This is a genomic window from Arthrobacter silvisoli, assembly GCF_003369445.1.
Lineage (GTDB): Bacteria > Actinomycetota > Actinomycetes > Actinomycetales > Micrococcaceae > Arthrobacter > Arthrobacter silvisoli.
This window is the reverse complement of record NZ_QRCU01000026.1, coordinates 19,006-43,047: the sequence shown is the minus strand read 5'-3', so window position 1 is coordinate 43,047 and position 24,042 is coordinate 19,006. Positions and strand designations below refer to the sequence as shown.

21 protein-coding genes and 1 riboswitch are annotated in these 24,042 nt (G+C 67.7%); of the genes, 7 read left to right on the top strand and 14 right to left on the bottom strand.

The genetic code is table 11. From position 1 onward, the window contains the following. Positions 1-36 precede the first annotated feature (36 nt). The 5 genes from dusB to DWV11_RS06145 form a co-directional block, all read right to left on the bottom strand. Positions 37-1,218 (bottom strand): tRNA dihydrouridine synthase DusB, encoded by a 1,182-nt coding sequence (gene dusB, locus DWV11_RS06165; RefSeq protein ID WP_115788011.1) that lies wholly within the window; start codon positions 1,216-1,218, stop codon positions 37-39. A 44-nt stretch (positions 1,219-1,262) separates the two neighbouring features. Further along, the gene (locus DWV11_RS06160) at positions 1,263-2,732 is read right to left on the bottom strand and encodes a YibE/F family protein (RefSeq protein WP_115788010.1); all 1,470 of its coding nucleotides are present in this window, start codon (positions 2,730-2,732) and stop codon (positions 1,263-1,265) included. Between the two features lie 127 nt (positions 2,733-2,859). Beyond that, on the bottom strand, positions 2,860-3,822 hold the full coding sequence (locus tag DWV11_RS06155; RefSeq protein ID WP_115788009.1) for a GNAT family N-acetyltransferase: 963 nt from the start codon (positions 3,820-3,822) through the stop codon (positions 2,860-2,862). A 2-nt stretch (positions 3,823-3,824) separates the two neighbouring features. Then, positions 3,825-5,210: a glycine--tRNA ligase gene (locus DWV11_RS06150; protein WP_115788008.1), complete on the bottom strand. Its 1,386-nt coding sequence runs from the start codon at positions 5,208-5,210 to the stop codon at positions 3,825-3,827. A 103-nt stretch (positions 5,211-5,313) separates the two neighbouring features. After that, the gene (locus DWV11_RS06145; protein WP_115788007.1) at positions 5,314-6,333 is read right to left on the bottom strand and encodes a DMT family transporter; all 1,020 of its coding nucleotides are present in this window, start codon (positions 6,331-6,333) and stop codon (positions 5,314-5,316) included. Between the two features lie 33 nt (positions 6,334-6,366). On the opposite strand from DWV11_RS06145, the gene DWV11_RS06140 reads away from it, so the two are divergent. Continuing rightward, complete coding sequence (locus DWV11_RS06140) at positions 6,367-6,597, top strand: RNA-binding S4 domain-containing protein (RefSeq protein WP_115788006.1); 231 nt, start codon at positions 6,367-6,369, stop codon at positions 6,595-6,597. Here the strand turns inward: DWV11_RS06140 and DWV11_RS06135 are convergent. Next, entirely contained in the window at positions 6,594-7,241 is a 648-nt protein-coding gene (locus DWV11_RS06135) for an alpha/beta hydrolase (RefSeq protein WP_115788005.1), read from the bottom strand. The two genes, DWV11_RS06140 and DWV11_RS06135, sit on opposite strands and share 4 nt — an antisense overlap. A 93-nt stretch (positions 7,242-7,334) precedes the next feature. On the opposite strand from DWV11_RS06135, the gene DWV11_RS06130 reads away from it, so the two are divergent. The 3 genes from DWV11_RS06130 to DWV11_RS06120 are packed head-to-tail and all read left to right on the top strand — an operon-like array spanning position 7,335 to position 9,846. Next, the gene (locus tag DWV11_RS06130; RefSeq protein ID WP_115788108.1) at positions 7,335-8,153 is read left to right on the top strand and encodes an SGNH/GDSL hydrolase family protein; all 819 of its coding nucleotides are present in this window, start codon (positions 7,335-7,337) and stop codon (positions 8,151-8,153) included. Between the two features lie 5 nt (positions 8,154-8,158). Next, on the top strand, positions 8,159-9,361 hold the full coding sequence (locus tag DWV11_RS06125; protein ID WP_115788004.1) for a winged helix DNA-binding domain-containing protein: 1,203 nt from the start codon (positions 8,159-8,161) through the stop codon (positions 9,359-9,361). 59 nt (positions 9,362-9,420) lie between these two features. Next, on the top strand, positions 9,421-9,846 hold the full coding sequence (locus DWV11_RS06120) for a hypothetical protein (RefSeq protein WP_115788003.1): 426 nt from the start codon (positions 9,421-9,423) through the stop codon (positions 9,844-9,846). Here DWV11_RS06120 and metX read toward each other — a convergent pair whose 3' ends face one another. Both metX and DWV11_RS06110 read right to left on the bottom strand, forming a co-directional pair. After that, entirely contained in the window at positions 9,847-10,983 is a 1,137-nt protein-coding gene (metX, locus tag DWV11_RS06115; protein WP_115788002.1) for a homoserine O-acetyltransferase MetX, read from the bottom strand. Between the two features lie 13 nt (positions 10,984-10,996). Then, positions 10,997-11,113, bottom strand: a riboswitch (SAM riboswitch). Between the two features lie 108 nt (positions 11,114-11,221). Then, complete coding sequence (locus DWV11_RS06110) at positions 11,222-12,538, bottom strand: bifunctional o-acetylhomoserine/o-acetylserine sulfhydrylase (RefSeq protein ID WP_115788001.1); 1,317 nt, start codon at positions 12,536-12,538, stop codon at positions 11,222-11,224. Positions 12,539-12,779: 241 nt separating this feature from the next. Here DWV11_RS06110 and DWV11_RS06105 point away from each other — a divergent pair, with 241 nt between their 5' ends. Next, positions 12,780-13,418 carry a VOC family protein gene (locus tag DWV11_RS06105; RefSeq protein WP_074589062.1) on the top strand — a complete coding sequence of 213 codons (639 nt, stop codon included), beginning with the start codon at positions 12,780-12,782 and terminating at the stop codon, positions 13,416-13,418. Between the two features lie 309 nt (positions 13,419-13,727). On the opposite strand, the gene DWV11_RS06100 is transcribed toward DWV11_RS06105, so the two are convergent. Next, complete coding sequence (locus DWV11_RS06100) at positions 13,728-14,492, bottom strand: CPBP family intramembrane glutamic endopeptidase (protein WP_115788000.1); 765 nt, start codon at positions 14,490-14,492, stop codon at positions 13,728-13,730. A 49-nt stretch (positions 14,493-14,541) separates the two neighbouring features. Between DWV11_RS06100 and DWV11_RS06095 the strand changes: the two genes are divergently transcribed. Beyond that, on the top strand, positions 14,542-15,222 hold the full coding sequence (locus DWV11_RS06095) for a histidine phosphatase family protein (protein ID WP_210725673.1): 681 nt from the start codon (positions 14,542-14,544) through the stop codon (positions 15,220-15,222). A 10-nt stretch (positions 15,223-15,232) separates the two neighbouring features. Here DWV11_RS06095 and DWV11_RS06090 read toward each other — a convergent pair whose 3' ends face one another. The 5 genes from DWV11_RS06090 to DWV11_RS06070 are packed head-to-tail and all read right to left on the bottom strand — an operon-like array spanning position 15,233 to position 19,824. Continuing rightward, on the bottom strand, positions 15,233-16,024 hold the full coding sequence (locus tag DWV11_RS06090; RefSeq protein ID WP_115787998.1) for a DeoR/GlpR family DNA-binding transcription regulator: 792 nt from the start codon (positions 16,022-16,024) through the stop codon (positions 15,233-15,235). Positions 16,025-16,047: 23 nt separating this feature from the next. Then, positions 16,048-16,887, bottom strand: coding sequence for a class II fructose-bisphosphate aldolase (locus DWV11_RS06085; RefSeq protein WP_210725672.1), 840 nt, complete (start codon positions 16,885-16,887; stop codon positions 16,048-16,050). Then, positions 16,884-17,837 (bottom strand): 1-phosphofructokinase family hexose kinase, encoded by a 954-nt coding sequence (locus DWV11_RS06080; protein ID WP_115787997.1) that lies wholly within the window; start codon positions 17,835-17,837, stop codon positions 16,884-16,886. Before DWV11_RS06080 ends, DWV11_RS06085 begins: the two co-directional genes overlap by 4 nt. Next, positions 17,834-18,853, bottom strand: coding sequence for an ROK family protein (locus tag DWV11_RS06075; RefSeq protein ID WP_115787996.1), 1,020 nt, complete (start codon positions 18,851-18,853; stop codon positions 17,834-17,836). Before DWV11_RS06075 ends, DWV11_RS06080 begins: the two co-directional genes overlap by 4 nt. Positions 18,854-18,861: 8 nt before the next feature. Beyond that, the gene (locus DWV11_RS06070; protein WP_115787995.1) at positions 18,862-19,824 is read right to left on the bottom strand and encodes an SIS domain-containing protein; all 963 of its coding nucleotides are present in this window, start codon (positions 19,822-19,824) and stop codon (positions 18,862-18,864) included. Positions 19,825-20,111: 287 nt separating this feature from the next. Here DWV11_RS06070 and DWV11_RS06065 point away from each other — a divergent pair, with 287 nt between their 5' ends. Next, positions 20,112-24,014, top strand: a complete 3,903-nt coding sequence (locus tag DWV11_RS06065; RefSeq protein WP_115787994.1) for an endo-alpha-N-acetylgalactosaminidase family protein — start codon at positions 20,112-20,114, stop codon at positions 24,012-24,014. Positions 24,015-24,042: the final 28 nt, after the last annotated feature.

Sequence of the window (24,042 nt, the reverse complement as noted above, 5' to 3'; positions counted from 1 at the left end):
CCTAGTCTTCCATGACCGGACCAGGGTGGATGACGCCTAGCCGCCGGACACGTCGAGTTCCGCCGCGGCGATGTCGCGGCTTTGCTCCTCGTTCAACGCGCGGCTGTCCAGCCAGTCCTTCGGCAGGGCCGGCTTCTTGGGCGAACCGGCCCGTCCGCGCGGACCCTCGGAATCCACGCCCGGGTACGGCAGGTCCAGGTCCAGTTCGTCCAACAGGCCGCGCAGCACCTCGAGGGTGGGCACGGTGGCCAACTTGGCGCGCAGTTCCCCGCCCACCACATAGCCCTTGAAGTACCAGGCCATGTGCTTGCGGATTTCGCGCAGTGCCTTGTATTCGTCGCCACCGAAGGTCTCGACCATCAGCTCCGCATGCCGGTAAACGCCCTCGGCCACCTGGCGCAGCCCCGGGCGGTGGCGCTTCTCGCTGCCGTCGAAGGCCGCCTGGAGGTCGCCGAACAGCCACGGCCGGCCCTGGCAGCCGCGGCCCACCACGACGCCGTCGATGCCCGTTTCGCGGACCATGCGGACGGCGTCCTCAGCGGACCAGATGTCGCCGTTGCCGAGCACCGGAATGTCCGGCAGGGCCTCGCGCAGCCGGGCGATCGAAGACCAGTCCGCCTCGCCGGAGTAGAACTGCGCCGCGGTGCGGCCGTGGAGCGCGACGGCGGCGACACCGGAATCGCGGGCGATCCGGCCGGCGTCGAGGTACGTCAGGTGGTCCTCGTCGATGCCCTTGCGCATCTTGATGGTGAGCGGGACGTCTCCCTTGGACGCTTCCTTCACCGCGGTCTGCACAATGGCGGTGAACAGATCGATCTTCCAGGGCAAGGCGGAGCCGCCGCCACGGCGGGTGACCTTCGGGACCGGGCAGCCGAAGTTGAGGTCGATGTGGTCGGCACGGTCTTCCTCGACCAGCATGCGCACGGCAGCCCCGACTGTCGCAGGGTCCACGCCGTAGAGCTGTACCGAGCGCACCTTCTCGTCGTCGTCGTGCGAAATGATGCGCAGCGACTCAGGCGTCCGCTCCACCAGGGCACGGGAGGTGACCATCTCCGCAACGTAGAGCCCGCCGCCGTATTCGCGGCACAGCCGGCGGAACGCCGAGTTCGTGATGCCGGCCATGGGGGCCAGGATCACGGGAGTGTCCACGGTGATCTTGCCCAGCTGCAGGGGCGGCAGCTCGAGCTTCGGCGAAGGAGGGGTTGCTACAACAGTCACCCATCCATTGTGCCAAAGCCGGGCAAATCAGGGCCGGCCGGGCCTTAGCTGCCCTGCCGTCGCTGTCCGGCGGCGCGCTGCTGCGCTTCGCGGCGATCGGCTTCGCGCCGTTCGGCTTCGCGGCGTGCGCGGCGGGTTTCGACGACGGCGGCCAGCTCCCCGGTGTCGAGCGAGGCGTAGTCCTCCGCCGCCGGGGAGCTTTCCAGCTCACGGACCCGGCCGGCGTCGGCGTCCTCCCCGGCGGTACCGCCGAGGGGGGCGGTGCCCGCGGGCGCGCGGCGGAGGCCGGTGGCCTTGACGACCAGCACCGCGATCAGCGTGGTGACCGGGATGGCGAGGACCAGGCCGATGGAACCGACCAGTGTCCGGACCACTTCCTCGGACAGTTCGGCGCTGGTGAGGGTGTCCAGCAGAGGGCGGTCGTAAAGCATGACGATGATCAGGATCGGCAGGGCGGCGCCGGCGTAGGCGAAGGCGATCGTGTACACCGTGGAGGCGATGTGGTCCCGGCCGATCCGCATGGCCGAGCTGAAGAGCTTGCGGGCCGTGGTCTCCGGGGCCAGTTCGTAGAGCTCCCACACCGCCGAAGACTGGGTGATCGTCACGTCGTTGAGGACGCCGAGGCCGGAAATGATGAGGCCGCACATGATGATGCCGGAGATCGAGATCCGGTCGGACATGTTCACCAGCGTGGCGGCGTCATGGTTGCCCACGCCGGCCAGGTTCGCCGCGCTGGTTGCCCAGGCCGCGAGCAACGCCGTGATGCCCAGGCCGAAGATCGTGCCCAGGAGCGCCGTGGAGGTCCGGGCCGAGAAGCCGTGGGCGAAATACAGCACGCCGATCATGATGGCCGTGGAACCCACCAGCGCCACGAGCAGCGGCGGCTTGCCGTCCACCAGGCCGGGCAGCATGAAGCTCACCAGCACCACGTAGGCGCCCACCAGGCCGAGCAGTGCCCGGAAACCCCGCCATCGCGCGACGGCGATCACCACCACGGCGTACAGAATGGCCAGCAACGCGATCGGCAGGGTCCGGACGAAGTCCACGAAGACGTAGGCGGGCGAGCCGGTCCCGTCGGCCTGCACCCTGGAGAGGTTCAGGTAGCGGATGTCGTCGCCGGCCTTCACGCCATGGCTCTTGGCGACGTCCGGATTGATGACCACCTTCACCGGGCTGCCGCCCGCGTCGGGCTGGGTCATCGCGAAGGTGCATTGCGAGCCTGCGTTGTTTTGGCCGGCCGGCGGGATGTCCGCGCCGGTGTTGGCCTGGCTGCAGCTTTCCTGGAGGACGGACTGGATCTTCCCCGTGTCGAAGGTGACGCCCGGCGCGGCCTGGTACGGGCTGGCAAGGGTGAGCCCTTCCTTGCTGCCGGAAGGCCACATCAGCAGCATGGCCACCGCGGTAAGCACGCCAAGCGGCACCAGGACCGCGGCGAGCAGCCAGTTGGCCCGCTTGCGTGCCACGAGTGACTCAGCAGTAACTTCGGCAGGATTGTGCGAGTGTCCGTGACCCATTGTTGTGTGATTCCCCATCATTCCGGCGGCCCAACTGACTGGCAATTGTTGTCCTTTTGAGGACTCAAAAACTTGAGGGCTCAAAACGACATCTGCTGCCAGTCAGTTGGGTACTGCTACTGAAAAGTCAGTCGCTGACGACCTGCGTGTCCGCGCCCTCCACGTGGGCCTTTCCTTGGGCCAGCAGGGGGTCCAGGACCTCGCGCAGGGCAACCATGGCGTCGTCCACTTCGAGCAGCACGGGATGCTGGTAGGCGATCAAGGCGAGCAGCTCAGCTACGGCCCGGGCAGCGTCGCCGGCGTCCAGCGCCGGCTCGTGGCCGAGGAAGACCTCGGAGGTGTCATCGGCGTTGCCCGTGGCGTAGCTGATGGCGAAGGCCCGGATCCTGCCTTTGCGTGCGGCAGGCACCCCGGCGCCGAAGGCGCTGGCCTTCGGCGCACGCAGCACCACGGCCCCGTGGGCGCCGCTCAGCTCGTCCAGGAACATGCGCTGCACCGTGGGAATCCCCAGCTCGCCGGGGTTGTCCCAGTGGTGCACGGCCGTGTAGTAGCGGCCGACGACGTCGCTCAGTTCCACCGAACCGGTGGCAAGGTCTTCGAACTGCTCGGAGGCGGCTTCTTCCGAGCCGTCGCCGAACACGGGGAGCTTCAGCGCCTCGGGGTGGACCACCACCAGCTGCGAACGCTGGATCGGGACAAGCCCGGCCCACTCGGCGAAGGCTGCACCGGAGGTACCGGGTTCCACCTTGCTGCGCAGTTTCGTAACGCCCGACGGCGCCAGTTCGGCTTCGCGTCGCAGCATGGTCAGCAGTGTGGCACCGATGCCGTTGCGTCGGTGGTCCTTGGCGACCTCGATGTAGGCCCACAGCCGCTCGGGGTGCAGCGAGGCTTCGTGGACGACGGCGGCCGCCACCGGGATGGCGACGCCGTCCACGACGTCCTCGGCCACGATGCACCGGCGCCAGGGAGTGTTGCTGGACGGTGCCAGCGCTGCGCGGAACTGCTGGGCCGGGAGGGTTTCGGGCCCACCCCAGATTTCCAGGAGCGCGAGGTCGTCGCCCTCGCGCCATTCCCTGTATTCGACCGTCATGCTCAGGCGCCGATCAGCCGTGCTGCCAGGTAGCCTTCCACCTTGTCCAGGGACACGCGTTCCTGGCTCATGGTGTCGCGTTCGCGGATGGTCACGGCCTGGTCCTCAAGGGTGTCGAAGTCCACGGTGATGCAGAACGGAGTGCCGATCTCGTCCTGGCGGCGGTAACGGCGGCCGATGGCGCCGGCGTCGTCAAAGTCGATGTTCCAGTTCCTGCGCAGCTGGGTGCCCAGGTCCTTCGCCTTGGGCGAGAGGTCCTCGTTGCGGCTCAGCGGAAGGACGGCGGCCTTCACCGGGGCCAGGCGCGGGTCCAGCTTCAGCACGGTGCGCACGTCCACGCCGCCCTTGGCGTTGGGGGCCTCGTCCTCGGTGTAGGCGTCGATCAGGAACGCCATGAAGGAGCGGGTGAGGCCGGCCGCGGGTTCGATCACGTACGGGGTGTAACGCTCGTTGGTGGCCTGGTTGAAGTAGCTCAGGTCATGGCCGGAGGCCTTGGAGTGGGTGGAGAGATCGAAGTCGGTGCGGTTGGCGATGCCTTCGAGCTCGCCCCACTCGGAGCCCTGGAAGCCGAAGCGGTATTCGATGTCCGTGGTGCCCTTGGAGTAGTGGCTGAGCTTCTCCAGCGGGTGTTCGAAGAAGCGCAGGTTCTCTTCCCTGATGCCCAGGCCCGTGTACCAGGCCATGCGCTCCTTCATCCAGTACTGGTGCCACTCTTCGTCCGTGCCGGGCTCGACAAAGAACTCCATCTCCATCTGCTCGAATTCACGGGTGCGGAAGATGAAGTTGCCCGGGGTGATTTCGTTGCGGAAGGACTTGCCGATCTGGCCGATGCCGAACGGCGGCTTCTTCCGGGAGGTGGTGAGCACGTTGTTGAAGTTCACGAAGATGCCCTGCGCGGTTTCCGGGCGCAGGTAGTGCAGGCCCTCTTCGCTGGCGACGGGGCCCAGGAAGGTCTTGAGCAGGCCGGAGAATTCCTGCGGTTCGGTCCACTGGCCGCGGGTGCCGCAGTTGGCGCACGCGATGTCGGCCAGGCCGTTTTCGGCGGGGCGGCCCTTCTTTTCCTCGTATTCTTCCTCGAGGTGGTCGGCGCGGTAGCGCTTGTGGCAGGAGAGGCATTCGACCAGCGGGTCGGAGAAGACCTCCACGTGGCCGGACGCTTCCCAGACCTGGCGGGGCAGGATGACGGAGGAGTCCAGGCCCACCACGTCTTCGCGGCCGCGGACCATGGACTGCCACCACTGGCGCTTGATGTTTTCCTTCAGTTCCGCACCGAGGGGCCCGTAGTCCCAGGCAGACCGCGAACCGCCGTAGATTTCACCGGCCTGGAACACGAACCCGCGCCGCTTGGCGAGGGAGATGATCTGGTCGAGGACGGATTTTGCTGCCATGGGTACTCCAATGATCTACAGGGCCGCTGGGTGCGGTCCGCGCTGGTGCGCAGCGGAAGGGCTGCACGAAAGAAAGCCGGGCAGGAATGCTGCCTGTCCTAGCCTACCGGCCCCGGCCCCCGTCCGGCTTCCGCGGGCGAGTGCCCCGCCCGGCCGCCAGGGCGCCCTTGGGCCATGGCAGGGTGGCGAGGATGATCGCCCCGAGGGTCAGCAGGGTGCCCAGCACCGTTGGCAAGGCGACCACTGCGCCCGGGGCGGGCAGGACGACGTCGAGCGCCAGGGAGCCGAGCAACTGGCCGGCGATCATCCCGAGGCCGGTCAGCAGGACTCCGAGGCCGCGCACCAACAAGGCCGCGAGGCCGATGAACACGCAGCCCATGGGCCCGCCGAGGTAGTACCACCATTCGGCCGGGAACTCCTGCCCCGGGCCGGCGAGCGACAGCTTGATCAGCAACAGGACCCAAAGGACCACAGCGCCGGCCGCGAAGTTAACGAAGGTGGTCGCCACCGGGCTGCCGTAATGCACTGTGGCGGTCCCGTTCATGGCCTGCTGGAAGCTCATGAGGAAACCGGCCAGCATCGGCAGCAGCACGGGCACCAGGAGCGCGGCGGGCCCGCTCGAGGCCGAAAAGCGCGGCGACACGGCCCAGGCCACCGCGGCGACGGTGAGCACGCTGCCCAGAATGCGCATGGCGGTGACCGAGCGCTTCCCGCCCGGGGCGATCCCCATGCGGTCCACCAGCAGGCCGCTGACGGTCTGCCCTGTCACGACAGCCACGGTAAAGAGAGCCACGCCGAGCACGCCGATAGTGAAGACCTGGGCGATCACGAACAGCGCGCCGACGACGCCGGCCAGGACATAGAGGCGGGGGAAGCGGCGCTCCCGCAGCGCCGGGACGATCCGGCGCAGGCTGGCGCGGCCCTGCGGCAGGACAAGTCCGACGGCGGCGATGACGATGAGTCCCGTGGTGAAGCTCACGACGGCGGCCGCGATCCCGTCCCCAAGCCGCGCGCCCAGGGCACCATTGATCCGGCCCTGTAGCGGGAGAAACACGCCTGCGGCGACGGCGACGGGCAGGCCGGCGACGCCGGCCAGGGGCGTGCGACGGGAAGATTGCGGCATTTCCACTTTCCTTACGTCAGGCATCATTGCTGTATGAGCAACCCCGAAATCGACGAAGTACCCATCCGCGACGACATGATCCGCCTGGGCCAGTTGCTGAAGCTCGCCAACCTCGTGGAAGACGGCGTCGAGGCCACCGAGCTCATCAAGAACGGCCTGGTGAAGGTCAACGGGGACATCGAGGAACGCCGCGGCCGCCAACTGCATGCCGGCGACACCGTGACCGTGAACGGCCGGACCGTGCGGATCGCCGGCAACTCCTAGCTGAGGACCTTGTGGGTGAGGAATTCGCCCACGTGCCCGATCTCCTGCTGGTTGATGCCGTGCCACATACCGGTGTACAGCACCTTGGTGAGGTCCACGTGCTTGCGCACCCAGCCCATGGTGTAGTCGATCTTGTCCGGCGTGATGACGGGGTCCTGCTGGTCGCGGCCCCAGAACATCGGCACCGAGCCGTCCAGTTCGGCGTCCCGGAAGGCGGCGTCAGCGTCGGCGTCGACCACAAAACCTGAAAGCCCGACGACGGCGGCAAAGTCCGCGGGACGCTGCCGAAGCATCGTGGTGGCCATGGCCATGCCCATGGAGAAGCCAAGGAGGGTCACCGAGGGGTGGTCGTCCTTGACAGTGTCGAGCCAGGCGAGGGCGTAGTCGGCGGCCAGCTTGACCGCGTCGAGCGAATAGTCGATGGAGGCCGTCAGCGGGAACCACGTGAAGCCCGGACCCATCGGGATCGGCGCACGCAGGGAGGCGATCACGAACTCGCCGGGGAGCAGCCCGGCCAGGCTGAACAGGTCCGCTTCGTTGGAGCCGTAGCCGTGCAGCAGCACCAGCAGCGGCCTGCCGGCCCGCTCCCCTTCCTCGTGGGACCACAGGACAACGGGGGCAGGGAAGGCGGCTGCTTGACTCATGGGTCTATTCTTACAGTTACCCACGAGTAACAAGTTACCGTCGCGTAGCTATGCACCAAAGGCAGGACAGCAAACGTGAGTGCCACCGATCCCATGGGCCACCCCGCCGTGGACGAGCAGAACCATCCTTGGAGCCGCTATGTGGCCTTGGGCGACTCCTTCACCGAGGGCATCGGCGACCCCGAGCCCGGTAGTCCGGGTGGCCACCGCGGCTGGGCGGACCGGGTGGCCGAGGAACTGAGCCGCGGGCACTCCGACTTCGCCTACGCGAACCTGGCGATCCGCGGCAGGCTGCTGCAGCAGATCCTCGACCAACAGCTTGCCCCGTGCCTGGCCCTCAAGCCCGACCTCATTTCGATCAGCGCGGGCGGCAACGACCTCATCCGGCCCGGCGGGGATCCGGATGCACTGGCCGAGAAACTGGACGACGCCGTCGGGCGGTTGAGCGCGGGCGGCGCCACGGTGGTGCTTTTCAACGGCCCGGACACCGGGTCCACGGTCCTGGGCCGCATCCGCGGCAAGGTGGCCATCTACAACGAGAACCTCCGCACGGTGGCGGCCCGCCACGACGCCGTGGTGGCCGACATGTGGTCCCTGCGCGAGCTGGCCGATCCGCGGATGTGGGACGAGGACCGCCTGCATTTCTCGCCCCTGGGCCACCACACGATCGCCGCCATGGTGCTCGATGCGCTCAACGTCCCGCACCAGCTGGAGCCGTACACCCCGAAGCCGCTGCCGCTGCGCAACTGGCGGGAGGCACGCACCGGGGACCTGGTCTGGGCGCGCGAGTACCTGGTGCCGTGGGTGATCCGGCGGATCCGCCACCAGTCCTCCGGCGACGGCGTCTCCCCCAAGCGCCCGATGCCGGGTCCCGTCTTCGGTCCCGCGGACCCGGCCGTGCCCCGGAACTGACGGACATGAGCGGCAGCGCGGATTGGCTTATCCCGAGCAGGCTCCGGCGCCAGCAGCTGCGTCCGCCCGGCGCGGCCGGCCTCGAGGATGCCCTGAAGAACCTGCTCGCCGTCCAGGCCCAGGAGTTTGCCTACGCCCGCTGGTCCCTCGCCCAACGCTGCAGAGCCGGAACGGCCGACGACGCCGGCGGGCTCGCTGCCCGGGTGGAAGACGCCGTCGCGGACGGCACAGTCCTCAGGACGCACGTGCTGCGGCCCACCTGGCATTTCGTGCATCGGGACGACCTGGATTGGCTGATGGAGCTGTCCGCTCCCCGACTGCACCAGGGGAACAAGGGCATGTACCGGCAGACGGGCGTGGACGCCAAGGCCGCTGCCCGCAGCGCCGACATCCTGGCCGCCGCGGTTGCCGGCGGTGCCCACAAGACCCGCGAGGACCTCGCCGCTGTGCTCGGGGACGCAGGCTTCCCTTCCAAGGGATTGGGCTTCATCTACCTGCTGATGCACGCGGAGATCAACAGGATCCTGGTGAGCGGGGCCCCGGTGCGCTCCGCCGGCGGAGCCCTGAAGCAGACGTACGCCGCCTTTCCGGAACGGACACGGCAGGATCCGTCCGCGAAGAACGGCGCCGCCGGGACGGCACGGCGGGAGTGGTCCCTGGGGCAACTCGCCCTGCGGTACTTCCGGAGCCGCGGGCCGGCGACGGTCAAGGACTGCGCCGCCTGGTCCGGCCTGACGATGGGCGAAGTGCGGGAGGGCCTGCGGTTGGCTGCGGACATCTCCCCCGGCTCCCTTGCCTCATTCAGCAGGGACGGAATGGAGTTCCATCTTGCCGCCGAGGAGCTCGACGCCGTGGCCGCCGCCGCGTCCGGCGCCCCAAAGTCCAGTGGCGCCGGGACTGCCGGGGTCAACGGAGAAGCACCGGCGATCGACCTGATCCAGTGCTACGACGAATACGTGATGGGCTATTCACAGACCCGGAACCACCTTGGCGGAACGGCTCCCTACTTCGCCCCGGCCGGAGCGCCCGCGCACGTTGTCCTGCTGGACGGACGGCTCGCCGGGTGGTGGCGGCACGACTTTTCCGGCGGCGAATGCCTGCTCGATGCCAGGATGGACCACCCACTGGACGCTGCCGGGCGGGCCGCGCTCGAGGCCGAGGCGACGCGGTACGGCGCCTTCCTGGGGATGCCCGCAAGGCTCCTCTGACGGGCCCGGGTTGCAGCGGATTCCCGGGACTAAGCTTGAGGTGGAATTGAGGTGGCCCCATGAACAATCTGTTCTTTTGGATTATCGTCTGCTCGTGGCTGATCCCGCTCGGGATACGCCTGTACAAGCGCTCCCAGCAGCGGCGGATCCGCAACAGCGGCTACCCGGACGGGCGTTTCCAGCAGGGCGGCTACACGGGCAAACTCCCCGACTACATCTCGGGCCGGAATCCGCCGGGCCCGTACCCGCCGTCGCAGGTTCCGCCGTCGAACCCGTATCCGCAGCCGTACCAAACACCGGAGCAGTACAAAGTGCCGGAGCAACACCGCGCTCCCGCCGGACCGCCGCCTGCCCCCGGCCCGGCGCCCTCGGAGCCGCAAGGCTACCGGGCACGCAAACTGGCGGAGCTGGACCGGAAGTTCAGTGACGGCAAGATCGCCATGGAGGAGTACATGAAACTCCGCCAGGAGATCATGAACGGCTGACTAGGCGAAGAAAGCCGCGCCGAGCTGCGGGCCAAGCTGGCCGATCTCGGTGAGGAAGCCGTCGTGCCCGATCGGAGCTTCGATCGTGTGGACTTCCACGGTGCCGGGCAAAGCCTCGGCGAGTTCGCGGGACTGCTCCGGGAAGTAGAGGCGGTCCGAATTCACGGCGGCCACGAAGAAGTTCGCCTCGGCGATGGAGAGGGCTTCCTTAAGGCTGCCGCGGCCGCGCGACACATCGTGGCTCATCAGCGCCTCCGTGAGGGCGACGTAGCTGTTGGCGTCGAAGCGCCGCACCAGCTTGTGGCCCTGGTGGTCGAGGTAGCTTTCCACCTGGTAGCGGCCGCGCTCCCCCAGCGCCGGGGCCTGCAGGGGGGACTCGTCGTCCTGGGCGTTCCGGCCGAAACGGAAGTCCAGTTCCGCGGCCGAACGGTAGGTGATGTGCGCGATCCGGCGCGCGAGGGCCAGGCCAGCCTCGGGAGCAGCGCCACCGTAGTAGTCGCCGCCGTTGAAGGCGGGATCCTGGCGGATCGCGAGCGTCTGGGCCTGGGCGAAGGCGATCTGTTCGGCAGTGCTGTAGGCGCCCACCGCGATGACCGCACAGTTCTTCACCCGGGCCGGGTAGCTGACCGCCCATTCGAGGGCGCGCGCACCGCCCATGGAGCCGCCGATCACCGCGTGCCAGCGGTCAATCCCCAGGGCGTCGGCGAGCCGGGCCTCCGCTGTGGTGGAGTCGCGCAGGGTCACCAGCGGGAACCGGGAACCCCACGGCTTGCCGTCCGGCGCGTTCGACGACGGCCCGGTGCTGCCGTAGCAACCGCCGACGATGTTGACTGAAACCACGAACCAGCGGTCCGTGTCGATGGTGGCGCCGGGGCCGACGAGCTGTTCCCACCAGCCTTCTTCGTCGCTTCCGCCGCGGGCTACGTGGGTGCTTCCGGTGAGGGCATGCTCGATGAGGACGGCGTTGGAGGCGTCGGCGTTGAGGGTGCCCCAGCTTTCGTAGGCGAGGAGCACGTCCGGCAGGAAGCCTCCCGCTTCGAGTTCCAGCGCGCCGATGGAAACGTACTTGAGCGTGCCGTCTTCGGTGCGGCCATTTTCGTTGTGCTTGCTGGTGACCGACGGTGCGGCAATCGTCATGGAGAACCCCTGAGCCTCGTGCTTGCCTGCCGACAGCTGTCCGGCAGGCCAGGTCTTCACCCGGGGCACCCCGCCACGGAAGGAGGGTTGCCGGCCAGCAAACCGGGGTTTAGCGCTGGCACTCGTGACCTTTGGTTTCGAGTGTAGGAAGAACCGCTCCGCCAACGCGAACAATGTGACAGCTTTGTGACGGTCCGGGCCCGCCATACCGCGGGCCCGGACATCGCTCGCAGGCGCCTCAGTCCTCCTTGGCGGCCCGGAAACCCGCTTCCAGATCGGCCAGAATGTCGTCGATGTGCTCGATGCCCACGGCCAGGCGCACCAGCCCGGGAGTCACGCCTGCCACGGCCTGCTGCTCAACGGTCAGCTGGCTGTGCGTGGTGGATGCCGGGTGGATCACCAGGGAGCGGACGTCGCCGATGTTGGCCACGTGCGAGTGAAGCTCCAAGGCGTCCACAAAGCGTTTGCCGGCGTCGAGGCCGCCCTTGATGGTGAAGGCAACCACGGCCCCGGTCCCCTTCGGTCCGTACTTGCGGCCACGTTCGAACCAGGGGCTGGATGGCAGGCCGGCATAGGCGACGGATTCGACGTCGTCCCGTCCTTCCAGCCACCGGGCCACCTTGGCGGCGTTCTCCACATGGCGTTCCACCCGCAGGCTGAGCGTTTCCAGGCCCTGGGCGATGAGGAAGGCGTTGAACGGCGAGACGGCCGATCCGAGGTCGCGCAGCAGTTGGACGCGGGCCTTGAGGATGTAGGACAAGTTGGCGCCCAAGGCGCCGTCCTTGCCGAGGTCGCGTGCATACACCAGGCCGTTGTAGCTGGGGTCCGGGGTGTTGAAGTTCGGGAAGCGCTCCGGGTGCGCGCCGAAGTCGAAGTTCCCGGAATCCACGATCACCCCGGCGATCGCCGCACCGTGGCCGCCGAGGTATTTGGTGGCTGAATGCACCACGATGTCCGCGCCCCATTCGATGGGCCGGATCAGGTACGGAGTGGACAGGGTGTTGTCCACGATCAGCGGGACACCGGCCTCGTGCGCGATGCCGGCGACGCCTTCGATGTCGAGCACGTCCTGGCGGGGGTTGGACACCACCTCGGCGAAGAAGAGCTTGGTGTTGTCCCGGACCGCGTCGCGCCACTGGTCCAGTTTGTCCGGGTCATCCACGAACGTCACGGAGATGCCGAATTTCTGCAGGGTGTGGGCCAACAGGTTGTAGGTTCCGCCGTACAGGCTGGGACTGGCGACGATGTGGTCCCCGGCCTCGGCCACGTTGAGGATGGCGAAGGTTTCAGCGGCCTGCCCCGAGCTGAGCAGCAGTGCTCCGAGGCCGCCTTCGAGGCTGGCGATCCGCTGTTCGACCGCGTCCTGCGTGGGGTTTCCGATCCGCGTGTAGATCGGCGCCAGCTCCGCGAGCGCGAAGCGGTTTGCCGCACTCTCTGCGCTCGGGAACACGAAGGACGTGGTCTGGTAGATCGGCAGGGCGCGGGCACCCGCGGCGGCGTCCGGCTCCTGGCCGGCATGGATCTGGCGTGTTTCGAATGACCAACCGTGCGACATTGCGCCTCCTTCTGATGCGTGAACTGGTCCGGCCGGCCAAGGCGGCGGTTGCCCCTCCGGCGTGCCGTGCGGCCAGTCTAGGAAGTCCCGCCCGGGCTGCTGAAGCATTGTGAAGAAGACGGTCTTTTTTCGGTCCCGCGGAGTCCTCCTGTTACCCTCCGGGACGCGATTCACGGACGTCCTACCTTACTTAGGCTTGGCTAAGCTGAGAGGTCCATCACAAAGTGCCAAGATGAGTGTCATGCGCATGGATCACGTCTCTTACGCTTGTGAACAGGATGGCCTGATGGCCACCACAGAGCGGATTTCCGCAGCTTTGGGAGTGGATGCGGTCCGCGGCGGAGTGCACCCGCGCTTCGGTACGCGGAACATGATCATTCCGCTCGCAGACCACAAATACCTGGAAGTTGTGGAGGTCCTGGACCACCCCGCGTCGGACAAAGCGCCGTTCGGACAAGCTGTCCGGGCACGCTCCGCCACCGGCGGTGGATGGATGGGATGGTGCGTCGCCGTCGACGACCTGTCCCCTTTTGAAGAACGTCTGGGCCGCTCCGCGGTTCCCGGCAACCGCAAGTTCCCTGACGGCCGGGAACTTGTCTGGCAGCAGATCGGCATCCTCGGCCTGATCGCGGATCCGCAGGTCCCGTACCTGCTCCGTTGGGAAGGCGATCCCTCCCTGCACCCGTCCCTCGTCTACGCGAGCGACGTCAAGATGTCCAGCCTCACCATCGCCGGGTCGGCTGCCCGCGTGACCGAGTGGCTGGGCGAACCCGTGGAGAAGCCGCTCGAGGACGTCGCCGTCCAGTGGGTTGCTCCGCACGGTGTCCCGGGCATTATGTCCGTCACCTTTGAAACAGCCAACGGGGCCGTCACCATCTGACCCCTTCCGGGGTGCCGCCGCCGGCGGTTGCCCCGGCCCAAAGTTTCGGCCGCCATCGGCGGGTGCCAATGACGTCACCCAGCGACGGCGGCCGAACCCTTTTAAGCCGAACCCCTTTAAGGGTCGCCATCCAAGACCACACCAGGTAGTGGCCCGGGTCGTGGCGGCCGGGTGTTCCCGCTGAATTCGCGGAAGGGCTGCGAAGTCGCTGGAAAGCTCCAGCGACCCCGCAGCTCTCCGGCGACCCGGGACCGCCCTGTGGCTCCCGCTGCTGACCGGCCGCCCCCGGGGACGGCCGGTCGCCGCCCCTCAACCCAGCCCGACCGCCTTCCCGAAGAGGCTGAAACCGACGAAGGCGACGATGTCCAGCAGCGCGTGGGCCACCACCAGCGGCATGACCCGTTTGCTGCGGCTATACAGCCAGGCGAAGACCAGGCCCATCACCGCGTTCCCGATGAACGGGCCGAAGCCCTGGTAGAGGTGGTAACTACCCCGCAACAGGGCGCTCAGGCCGATGGCCAGCGGTGTGCTCCAGCCGAATTTGCCGAAGCGGTCAAGAAGGTAGCCCACCACGATCACTTCCTCGACGATGGCGTGCCGGACAGCGGAGAGGATCAGCACCGGAACCGTCCACCAATAGGAGTCGAGCGCGCTGGGGATGATCGCCGTCGTGATTCCCATGGCCCGCCCCGCAGCGTAAAGCCCCAGCGAGGGGATTCCGATGAGGGCCGCCAGGCCCAGGCCCTGCAGCAGGTCCCGGCCCGGCCGTGCGAGGGTGAAGCCGAGGCGTTCGAACGCCGATTCCTGTTCGGAGGGCGCCCGCTGCTGCGCGAGGAAATAGAACACCAGCACCACCGGCACCAGGGCGAAGACGATGTCCAGCAACTGGTAGGTGAGGTCGAAGTATTCGCGGCTGTTCCGGGAGGCATTCAGGGTGGAGGTTCCTTGCGCCAGCGGGGCCCGGCTCACCTTGTCCAGCAGCTGCACCACCGAGTACACCGCGGACTGGCCCAGGGACAGGCCCAGGACGATGAGGACTTCAGCGCGCAGGCGGCGCGTGGAGGCAACGAGCATGGTCCTATCTTGCCTTCATTTCCCTGGGTGTTTGCCTATGCTTGGTGGGATGAGCGCGCCAGCACGTATCTTCATGGTCCGGCACGGCCAGTCCGCCGCCAATGTGGACACCTCGATCTACAACCGCGTGCCGGACTACCGGATTCCGCTGACCGAACTCGGGCTGGAGCAGGCCAGGCGCACCGGGGAGGAACTGCGCCGGAAGCTCGACGGCGAACAGGTGTGCGTGTACGTCTCGCCGTACCTTCGGGCCTACCAGACGCTGGAGGCCCTGCGGCTGGACGGCCTGACGGAGCGGGTGATCGAGGAGCCCCGGCTGCGCGAGCAGGACTGGGCCAACTTCCAGATCGCCGGCGAAATCGAAGACCAGAAGGAACTGCGGAACCTGTACGGTCATTTCTTCTACCGGTTCCGGGAAGGCGAATCCGGCTCCGATGTGTACGACCGGGTCTCCTCCTTCATGGAAACCCTGTACCGGCACTGGGAGAAACCGGACTACGCGCCGAACACCCTGTTCGTGACGCACGGCCTGACCATGAGGCTCTTCTGCATGCGCTGGTTCCACTGGTCCGTTGAATACTTCGAGTCGCTCAACAACCCGGGCAATGCGGAATTGCGAACCCTGGTCCGGAACGACGCCGGTAAGTACGATCTGGACACCCCGTTCAGCCAGTGGGTGGAACGGCGGGTGGACGAAACCGTGCTGGACGCCCCGCCCGTCACTTTCTAGCGTTGCAGCCTCAGTCGAGTCCGGCGACCGTCACTTCGGTTCCGGCGGCTTCGAAAGCGGCTTTGTCCGCGGCCTTGATGCCACTGTCCGTGATGAGCCGCTTGAATTCGTAGCCGGCCATGGTGGCGAAGGACCGCTTTCCGATCTTGCTGGAGTCCGCCAGGACGTACGACGCGGCGGCGCGGCGTGCCATGGCGGAGTTCACCATGGCTTCGCCTTCGTCGGTGATGGTCGGCCCGATCTTGGGATCCACGCCGTTGACGCCGATGAAGGCGATGTCCAGGGCGACCTTCTGCATGATCACGTCCGTATAGGGCCCCACCAGTTCGTAGGAGCGCGGATTCAGGATGCCGCCGGTGACCATGATCTTGATGTTGGGGCGCACTGCGAGCTGGGCGGCGATGTTGATGGCGTTGGTGACGACCGTCAGCATCGGCCGGTTGGAGGGTGCATTGAGGTCTTCACGGGTGGAGAGCACCTGGGCCAGCGCCGTGCTGGTGGTGCCGCCGCTCAGGCCGACCACGGCGCCCGGCGCGATCAGTTCCGAGGCTGCCAGGGCAATCCGTTGCTTGGCCTCGGCGTGGTCGTCACGGTTGTACCGGCCCGGCAGGTCGTACGCCACGGCGCCCTTGGTGGCCCCGCCGCGGGTACGGCTGAGCAGCCGCTGCTTGGCCAGGCTGTCCAGGTCGCGCCGGGCGGTGGCCGGGGAAACCCCCAGGCGGGTCACGATGTCCTCGACTTCGACATGCCCTGACTCGGCGAGGAGATCGAGGATGGCAGTCAGCCGATCTGTACGGGTCATCACGAACCTTCCGGAGGTGGTTTCTAGTTCACTTTCGCGAACAACGTCAGCAAGCGGGCGGTTTCCACCACCAGGGCATCACGGCCCGCCGCGATGTACTTGCGGGAATCCACTACCGCGGGATTGGCGTCCAGGTACTCCCGGACAGCACGCGTGAAGAACCCGTTCAAGTGCGTGGATACGTTGATCTTAGTCATACCGGCCCGGATCGCCGCCACTAGTGTCTCGTCTGCTACGCCGGAAGATCCGTGCAGCACGAGGGGCAACTGCACCGCATCCTTGAGCCGGGTGATCAGTTCCAGGTCCAGTTGGGCGCTGCGTTCGGTCATGGCATGCGAGGAGCCGACCGCGACCGCCAGGGCGTCGACACCGGTGGCGGCCACGAAGTCGCGGGCTTCGCCGGGATCGGTCCGGACGCCGGGTGCGTGCGCCCCGTCCTTGCCGCCCACCTTGCCCAGCTCTGCCTCGACGTGGACCCCGCGCCCATGGGCGTAGGCGGCCACCCGGCGCGTTGCTTCGACGTTTTCCGCGTAGGGAAGATGCGCGCCGTCGTACATCACCGAACCGAAGCCCAGATCCACGGCCTGCCGAGCGAGTTCCTCGGATTCGGCGTGGTCCAGGTGCAGCGCCACCGGAACCGAGGCATCGCGGGCGATGGCGAGGGCACCGCGGGCCAGCGGCTCCAGGCCGCCGTGGAATCTCGCGCAGTTCTCCGAGATCTGCAGGATCAGCGGCACGCCGGCCGCTTCGGCCCCGGCCACGAGGCCTTCGGCGGTTTCGAGGTGGATGATGTTGAACGCGCCTTGGCCGATGCCGGCCGCGGCGGCCGCGTCCATCAATTCCCGGGTGTTGACCAGGCTCACCGATTGTCCTCCCAGCTGATGATGAGTTGTTCTTCGAGTTCCGTGTAGCGCGGCGAGATTTCCCCTGCTGCCGGCATCAGGACGGCGGCGGCGGACCAGGCAGTGGCGCGGCGGAGAATGTCCCTGGTGTCGGTGATCCCGTCGGCCAGGGCCGTGGCGGCAGCGGCGACGGCGGCGTCCCCGGCGCCGGTCGGGTTGCCGCTGAGGGCTTCGGGCAGCCTGGCGCGCCAGTACCCGTCCGGAGTGGCGTGGCTGAAGGCGAGCATCCCGTCCGCTCCCGAGCTGACCAGCACGGTCTTGGCGCCGAGGCCGATCAGCTGCCAGGCGGCCGCCGCGAGGTCCCGCTCCCCCGTGGCTTCTTCGAGCTCGTGGTGGTTCGGTTTGAGCAGGTCCGCTCCGGCTGCGGCTGCGGCGAGGATCCCGGAACCGGAGGTGTCCACGATTGCGGGGATCCCGGCGTCGTGCGCCAAACGCACCAACGCCGGGTAGAAGTCCGCGGGGGCGCCCGGCGGCAGGCTGCCGGACGCGGCCAGGACGCCCGGGGCGTCCTCCCCCTGCGCCGAAAGGGCGTCGACGACGACGGCGGCCAGTGCCTGCCATTCGCCGGCCAGGAGGGGGCTGCCTTCCTCGTTGAAGATGGAGGTCTCCCCGCTCACCGTGTCCACCAGCGCGATGCTGCGGCGGGTCGGGCCGGCGACCGGCACCAGTGCATGGGGAACGCCGCTGGCTTCCAGTTCGGCGGCGAACTCGGCGCCGGAACTGCCGCCATACGGGGCGAGGGCGAGGACGGGGTGGCCGAGTTGGTGCGCCACCCTGGCCACGTTGAGGCCCTTGCCGCCGGCGCGGCTGAGCGGCGTCGGCACCCGGTGGCTGGCGCCGGGGTGGATGCCGGCCACGTGGTAGCTCATATCCACGGCCGGGTTCGGGGTGACAGTGACGATGCGCCTCATGCAGCACCGTCCGTGGCTTCAGGGGCCCCGGCGTCGGGGGCTTCAGCGGCGGGCGCACCGGCGGCGGGCGCACCGGCGGCGGGCGCACCAGCGGCGGGGGCTTCCACGAGAAGGGCCCGCGCGTTCATCGCCGCGCCCAGCAGTCCGGCGTCCTGGCCGAGCTGGGCGCGCAGGATCACGGGACGGCGGTGGAAGTCGAGCATACTGTCCACCCGTGTGCGCAGGGGTTCGAGCAGTTCCTCGCCGGCCTCGGCAAGGCCGCCGCCGATCACGACGGCCTCGGTGCCAATGATGCTGACGCACTGGCAGATGCTGAAGGCGAGCGCGTCCACGGCGTCGGCCCAGATCCGGGCGGCCAGTTCCTCTCCGGTGCGGGCACGCTCCAGGACCTCCCGGGCGCCCGCAACCGGGGTTCCGGAGTGGGCGGTGTAGCGCTTGGCCACGGACCCGGCGGAGCCCACGGCTTCGAGGATGGTGGTGCCGCTGCCATCGGGATCCGGAACCTGGGCGTGGCCGAGTTCGCCGGCGAAGCCGCCGGCGCTCACGGCCTTGCCGCCGGAGAAGACGGCGGCGGCAATGCCGGTGCCCACCACCATCACCACGACGTCGTCGAACTCGCGCGATCCGCCGTAGTGGTGCTCCACCGCGGCGGCGGAGCGGACGTCATGGTCGAAGGCCACCGGTACGCCCAGCCGGCGTTCGGCCTCGGCGGTAAAGGGGTAGTTCCGCCAGCCGAGGTTGGCCGAATAGAGGCCCACCCCGGATTCCGGATCCACGATTCCCGGGACGATCACCCCGGCGGCCCGGACCGGATGCGCGGGGAACTCGGCTTCGAGCTCACGCGCCAGCTCGGCCACCCGGTCCAGGATGGCATCCGCGGGCCGGTGGGGATCACGCGGAGTGCGGACCCGGCGCAGGCCCAGGACGTTCCCCTGGGCGTCGACAAGGCCAACCTTCATGTCCGTGCCGCCGACGTCGAAGGCAAGTACGGCCGCCCCAGCTGCTCCGAGAACCATGGCGGGTCCTAGGCGGTGGTGTCGAGGATGACCGAGCGGGTGAGGTTGCGCGGCAGGTCCGGATTCAGCCCGCGGGCGCGGGCTCGCTCCAGGGTGACGCGGTGGACCCGGGCAAGTTCGGCGAGGGCGTGCTTGCCGGTGTTGATGTACAGGGCGCCCGTGGCTTTCATGTCGACGTCCAGTCCCTCGGGCTGTTCGCCGAAGAGCCACGTGACGCGCCCGGGGGCGGCGATCGAGATGGGGCCGTGCCGGTACTCCATGGCCGGGTAGGACTCGGTCCAGCCCTGCACGGCTTCGCGCATCTTCAGCCCGGCTTCGTGGGCCAGGCCGATGGTCCAGCCGGTGCCGAGGAAGGTGAACTGCTCGGCGTCCACAAGTTCCCGGGACACGGGCTCGGTGACCGCCGGGCGGGCCTGCTCGACGGCGTCGCTCAGGTCAACTCCCAGGGTGCTCAGCAGGTACACCAGGGCGGTGGTGGCGAAGCGGGTCTGGACCACCGACTTCTCGTCCGCATACGGCAGTCCCACGACGGCGTCGGCCAGCGTGGCCACGGGCGAATCCATGTCGCCGATCACGGCCACGGTGCGGACCTTGCCGCGCAGTGCTTCCAGGAGCTCAATCACCTCGGTGGTGGTGCCGGAGCGGGTGATGGCGATGACGGCGTCGTACTGGCGGCCGGCGCTGTTGTGGTTCAGGAAGGCTTCGGACGCGGCGAACGCATCGGTGACGCCCTTGCCGGCGGCCTCGCGCGCGGCAGCATAGCTCTGCGCCATGAACCAGGACGTTCCGCAGCCGACGACGGCGACCCGCTCGCCGTCCGCGGGCAGGAGCCGGCCCTGGCTGGCGTTGTCCGATTCAGCCCTGTCCGATTCAGCCCTGTCCGATTCAGCTTGGGCGATCGCCTGGAGCCAGACGTCCGGCTGCGAAACCAGCTCTTCTTCCATGTAGGCACCAAGGGCAGCGTTGCTCATCGGACGCACCGTTCCTGTCTGCGCTTCACGACGCGCGTTTGACGTTTTCTGATCTATAAAAACACTAATCGATCAACTTCGATCGCACAAGGAGTGTTCGTGATGCACGCCACCCGGCCCGGGCCCGGCCGGTGATCAAACGGTTGATTCCCCACGGCTCTGTTCCTTTTTGTTTTAAAAAGAGACTTTTTGCTCAGCTATTGTCATTTTGTGTTCGCATGGCGCAGAGTGGAGCCGTCCGCAAGAACATGACCGATGTTCACAAGGAAAAATCAAGAAGGAGCACTATGCCCCGCTTGTCATCCCCGCAACGCCTCGCCGGGTTAAGCCTCGCCTGCGTCGTCGCAGCCGGCTCCCTCGGCTTCGGCGCCGCCGTCCCCGCCGCGGCCGAAACCGCAGCCGGTCCGGAGGCCCTGGCCGGAACGGAGACCCTGAGCTCCGGAACCCTCGCCGTGGATGTCTCCACGTCCTTTCCTCAGGTCCTGGGCTACACCGATGTAGCCAGCCGGGCCCGGCTGGACGGAACTCCCGGCAGGCTGTCCGCCATCACCGTCAACGGCACCGAACAGCGGGTCTCCGCCACGTCGTCGAAGTCGGCCGGCAACACCATGGACTACGTCCTCACCCTGCCGGACTTCGGCAACACCACCATCGATGCCCGGCTGGCCGTCGCGGGCAACGTGGTGTCCTTCAACGTCACCGCCATCCACGACTCGGCGGACTTCCAGGTCCACACCCTGCAGTTGCCCAAACTCAATTTGGTCTCCGTGACGTCGGCACAGCCGGGTGCGCAGGTGTCCACTGCCAATCTCTCGGTGGACCGCGCCAAGAGCGGTGACCTGTTCACCCCCGTCACCTCCGCCACTCCCCCGGACGCGGCCCCCAGGAGCTCTGCCTCCGCCCTCGCCAACACCTCAGAGCTCGCGGCCGCCATGGAATCCAACGCCCTGTATGACACCTCGTCCGGGCCCGGCAGCAAGGACCAAGGACGGTTCTGGCGGCAGGCCGTAAACGACGGCGGCACCGTCCGCATGGGAATCGCGAGCGGCCAGTGGCTCTACCGGGCCGCAGGCTCCGGCACCACCGAGGAGCTCCCCTGGACCCGGGTGGCCATCACCACGGACGCCAACGCGGACGGCGCGGTGGACTGGCAGGACGCCGCCATCGCCATGCGTTCCATCCAGGTCAAGGCCAACAAAGGCGAACAGACCCCGGACAACGTGGTCACCCATATCCCGTTCAACTTCGCTTCGCAGGCCACCCACCCGTTCCTGCGCACGCTGGACGACGTGAAGCGGATCGCCCTGGCCACCGACGGCCTCGGCCAGGTGGCCATGCTCAAGGGCTACACCTCCGAAGGCCACGACTCCGCCAACACGGATTACGGCAACAACTTCAACACCCGCGCCGGCGGCCTGACAGACCTGAACAAACTCGTCTCCGCGGGCAAGGACTGGAACGCCAAATTCGGCGTCCACATCAACGCCACGGAGATCTACCCGGAGGCAAAATCCTTCGCCGAGGACCTGCTGACGGCCAACAAGTCGCTGGGCTGGAACTGGCTTGACCAGTCCTACTACATCAACCAGCGGCACGACATCACCTCCGGGAAGCTGGCCCAGCGGGTCAAGGAACTGGCCGACGCCACGGACGACAACCTCGATTTCGCCTACGTCGACGTCTATTACGAATACGGCTGGCTGGCCGAACGGCTCCAGCAGGAACTGGTCAAGAACGGCTTCCGCGTGGGCTCGGAATGGGCGGACAAACTTTCCCGCAACAACACCTGGTCGCACTGGGCCAACGACGAGAACTACGGCGGCAGCAGCAACAAGGGCATCAACTCCCGGATCCTGCGCTTTATCAACAACACCCAATCCGACGTCTGGAATCCGGACCCGAAGCTGGGCGTCAGCCACATCGTGGAGTTCGAAGGCTGGACGGGCCAGAACGACTACAACGCCTTCTCCAGGAACATCTGGGAATCCAACCTTCCCGCCAAGTTCCTGCAACACCACGAGATCACCAGGTGGACCCAGGACCGGATCGACCTGGCCGGCGGCGTGGCCGTCACCGGGAACACCCCGGCCGAACGCAACATCACCATTGACGGAGTGTCTGTGCTGCACGGCGGCAGCTACCTGCTCCCCTGGGCTTCGAAGACCGGCGGAGCGCAGGACAAGCTCTACCACTACAGCCCGTCCGGCGGCAGCAGCACCTGGACGCTCACCGGCGCCTTCGCCGGTGCCACGAAACTGCAGCAGTTCAAGCTCACCGACGCCGGGCGGGTCAAGGTGGCCGAGATTCCGGTGACCGGGGGCCAGGTCACGCTCACCGCCGACGCCGGCCAGCCTTATGTGCTGACCGCCGATGCCGCGGCCGTGAGCCTGCCCGCCGTTCCTTCCTTCGGCGAAGGCACCCGCTTCAAGGACCCCGGCTTCAACGCCGCGGACCTGGCCAAGTGGAGCCCGAAGGGCGCGGCCTCGATCGTCCGCGATGCCAAGGGCCGCCGCTACGCCGAACTCGGCGCGGGCACCCCGTCGCTTTCCCAGACGCTTCTGCCGTTCCAGGCGGGCACTTCTTCGATCAGCGCCTACGTGGAGATCGAGGCCGGGAAGAAACGCCCCGTCACCTTGAAAGTGGACGTCCCTGGCGGTACGAGCCAAAGCCTCACGATCGACAGCTCCACTGCGCAGAACTATGTGGCAGCGGATGAAAAGACCGGCACCCGTTTCCAGCGCTTCCGGGTCCTGGTGGACATCCCGCAGAACGGGGTCCGACCCGTCGTGAGCGTGGCCGCAGGAGAAGGAACCGCCAAGGTCAGGCTGGACGACTTCCGCGCGGTCAAGACATCCCGGGTGGCCACGCGCGGAGTGCTTGCCGAGAACTTCGAGGACGTCGACCAAGGCTGGGGTCCCTTCGTGAAGGGCGACGCCGGCGGCAGCACCGACCCGCGCACGCACATCACGGAACGCCACGCGCCGTTCACCCAGAAGGGCTGGGACAAGAACGTGATCGACGAGGTCCTGGACGGCAACTGGTCCCTGATCGCACACGACGAGAACCGTGCCCCGAACGGCGGACCGGGGATGGTCTACCGCACCACGGCGGCTACCGTGCCGTTTACCGCGGGCCACAAATACCGGGTTTCCTTCGACTACCAGAATTCCAAGGCCGGCCAGTACTCCTGGGTTTCCGGCTACGACTCCCAGGCCGGACCCGCCGTCACCGGAATCCAGCCGGTCGGCGAGCAGACCTCGACGGCGCGCTTTGAGCATGTGCTCGATGCCGGGTTCTGCGGGGACTACTTCGTGGGGCTGCAGCGCAGCGGCAGCCCCAGCGGTTCCGATTTCACCCTGGACAATTTCCTGGTGGAAGACCTCGGCGCGTCCGACGCAGTCCCTGCCTGTGCCCGACTGGGCGCCAAGCTCCAGGCGGATGTGATCGAACAGGGCAAGGCGCAGGATTTCGTGACGACCTTCGTCTCCGACGAGCCCGCGGACATCAAGGACCTGTCCGTCGAACTGGCCCTTCCCGAGGGCTGGACCGCCAGCCCCGCGACGCCGGGCACGGCCGCAACCCTTGCTGCAGGCGGCCGCCTGGCCACTACCTGGAAACTGACCGCCCCGGCTTCTGCAGACGGCGCCTACCCCATCACGGCGACGGCCCGCTATACCACCGGCACGGACCCCGTGGGCGGACGCACGATCAGCACCACCGCTATGGTCCGCACCCTGCCCAAGCCGCCGCAGGCCACGGTGTTCGCCAGCGACCATCCTTGGGTGAGCGCCAGCAACGGCTGGGGTCCGGTGGAGAAGGACATGTCCAACGGTGAGCAGGGCAGCGGGGACGGCAGGCCGCTCACGCTCAACGGCACCGTCTTCGCCAAGGGCCTGGGTGCCCACGCCAACAGCACCATCCGCTACTACCTTGGCGGCTACTGCACCACCTTCACCGCAGTGGTGGGCATCGACGATGCCCAGGCCACGCGTGGCAGTGTGAGGTTCTCCGTGGCGGCCGACGGCACCACGAAGGCCACCACGCCGGTCCTCGGCCCGGCCAGCGCCCCGCTTCCGCTCACGGTGGATGTCAGCGGAGCGCGCTACGTGGACTTGGTGGCCGACGACGCCGGTGACGGCAACGGCAACGACCACGCCGACTGGGCGGACGCCAAATTCACCTGTTCCTGAATCAACGCGGGGTCAGCTACGGCCCATC

Excerpts from the sequence above, each read along its gene's own strand:
- DWV11_RS06135 (WP_115788005.1), bottom strand. The coding sequence starts at position 7,241 with ATGAGTCAAGCAGCCGCCTTCCCTGCCCCCGTTGTCCTGTGGTCCCAC.
- DWV11_RS06160 (WP_115788010.1), bottom strand. The coding sequence starts at position 2,732 with ATGGGTCACGGACACTCGCACAATCCTGCCGAAGTTACTGCTGAGTCA.
- DWV11_RS06110 (WP_115788001.1), bottom strand. The coding sequence starts at position 12,538 with ATGTCGCACGGTTGGTCATTCGAAACACGCCAGATCCATGCCGGCCAG.
- DWV11_RS06105 (WP_074589062.1), top strand. The coding sequence starts at position 12,780 with ATGCGCATGGATCACGTCTCTTACGCTTGTGAACAGGATGGCCTGATG.
- DWV11_RS06070 (WP_115787995.1), bottom strand. The coding sequence starts at position 19,824 with ATGAGCAACGCTGCCCTTGGTGCCTACATGGAAGAAGAGCTGGTTTCG.
- DWV11_RS06100 (WP_115788000.1), bottom strand. The coding sequence starts at position 14,492 with ATGCTCGTTGCCTCCACGCGCCGCCTGCGCGCTGAAGTCCTCATCGTC.
- DWV11_RS06080 (WP_115787997.1), bottom strand. The coding sequence starts at position 17,837 with ATGAGGCGCATCGTCACTGTCACCCCGAACCCGGCCGTGGATATGAGC.
- DWV11_RS06145 (WP_115788007.1), bottom strand. The coding sequence starts at position 6,333 with ATGCCGCAATCTTCCCGTCGCACGCCCCTGGCCGGCGTCGCCGGCCTG.
- DWV11_RS06155 (WP_115788009.1), bottom strand. The coding sequence starts at position 3,822 with ATGACGGTCGAATACAGGGAATGGCGCGAGGGCGACGACCTCGCGCTC.
- DWV11_RS06140 (WP_115788006.1), top strand. The coding sequence starts at position 6,367 with ATGAGCAACCCCGAAATCGACGAAGTACCCATCCGCGACGACATGATC.
- DWV11_RS06120 (WP_115788003.1), top strand. The coding sequence starts at position 9,421 with ATGAACAATCTGTTCTTTTGGATTATCGTCTGCTCGTGGCTGATCCCG.
- metX (WP_115788002.1), bottom strand. The coding sequence starts at position 10,983 with ATGACGATTGCCGCACCGTCGGTCACCAGCAAGCACAACGAAAATGGC.
- DWV11_RS06095 (WP_210725673.1), top strand. The coding sequence starts at position 14,542 with ATGAGCGCGCCAGCACGTATCTTCATGGTCCGGCACGGCCAGTCCGCC.
- DWV11_RS06130 (WP_115788108.1), top strand. The coding sequence starts at position 7,335 with ATGGGCCACCCCGCCGTGGACGAGCAGAACCATCCTTGGAGCCGCTAT.
- DWV11_RS06150 (WP_115788008.1), bottom strand. The coding sequence starts at position 5,210 with ATGGCAGCAAAATCCGTCCTCGACCAGATCATCTCCCTCGCCAAGCGG.
- DWV11_RS06075 (WP_115787996.1), bottom strand. The coding sequence starts at position 18,853 with ATGGTTCTCGGAGCAGCTGGGGCGGCCGTACTTGCCTTCGACGTCGGC.
- DWV11_RS06065 (WP_115787994.1), top strand. The coding sequence starts at position 20,112 with ATGCCCCGCTTGTCATCCCCGCAACGCCTCGCCGGGTTAAGCCTCGCC.
- DWV11_RS06090 (WP_115787998.1), bottom strand. The coding sequence starts at position 16,024 with ATGACCCGTACAGATCGGCTGACTGCCATCCTCGATCTCCTCGCCGAG.
- DWV11_RS06125 (WP_115788004.1), top strand. The coding sequence starts at position 8,159 with ATGAGCGGCAGCGCGGATTGGCTTATCCCGAGCAGGCTCCGGCGCCAG.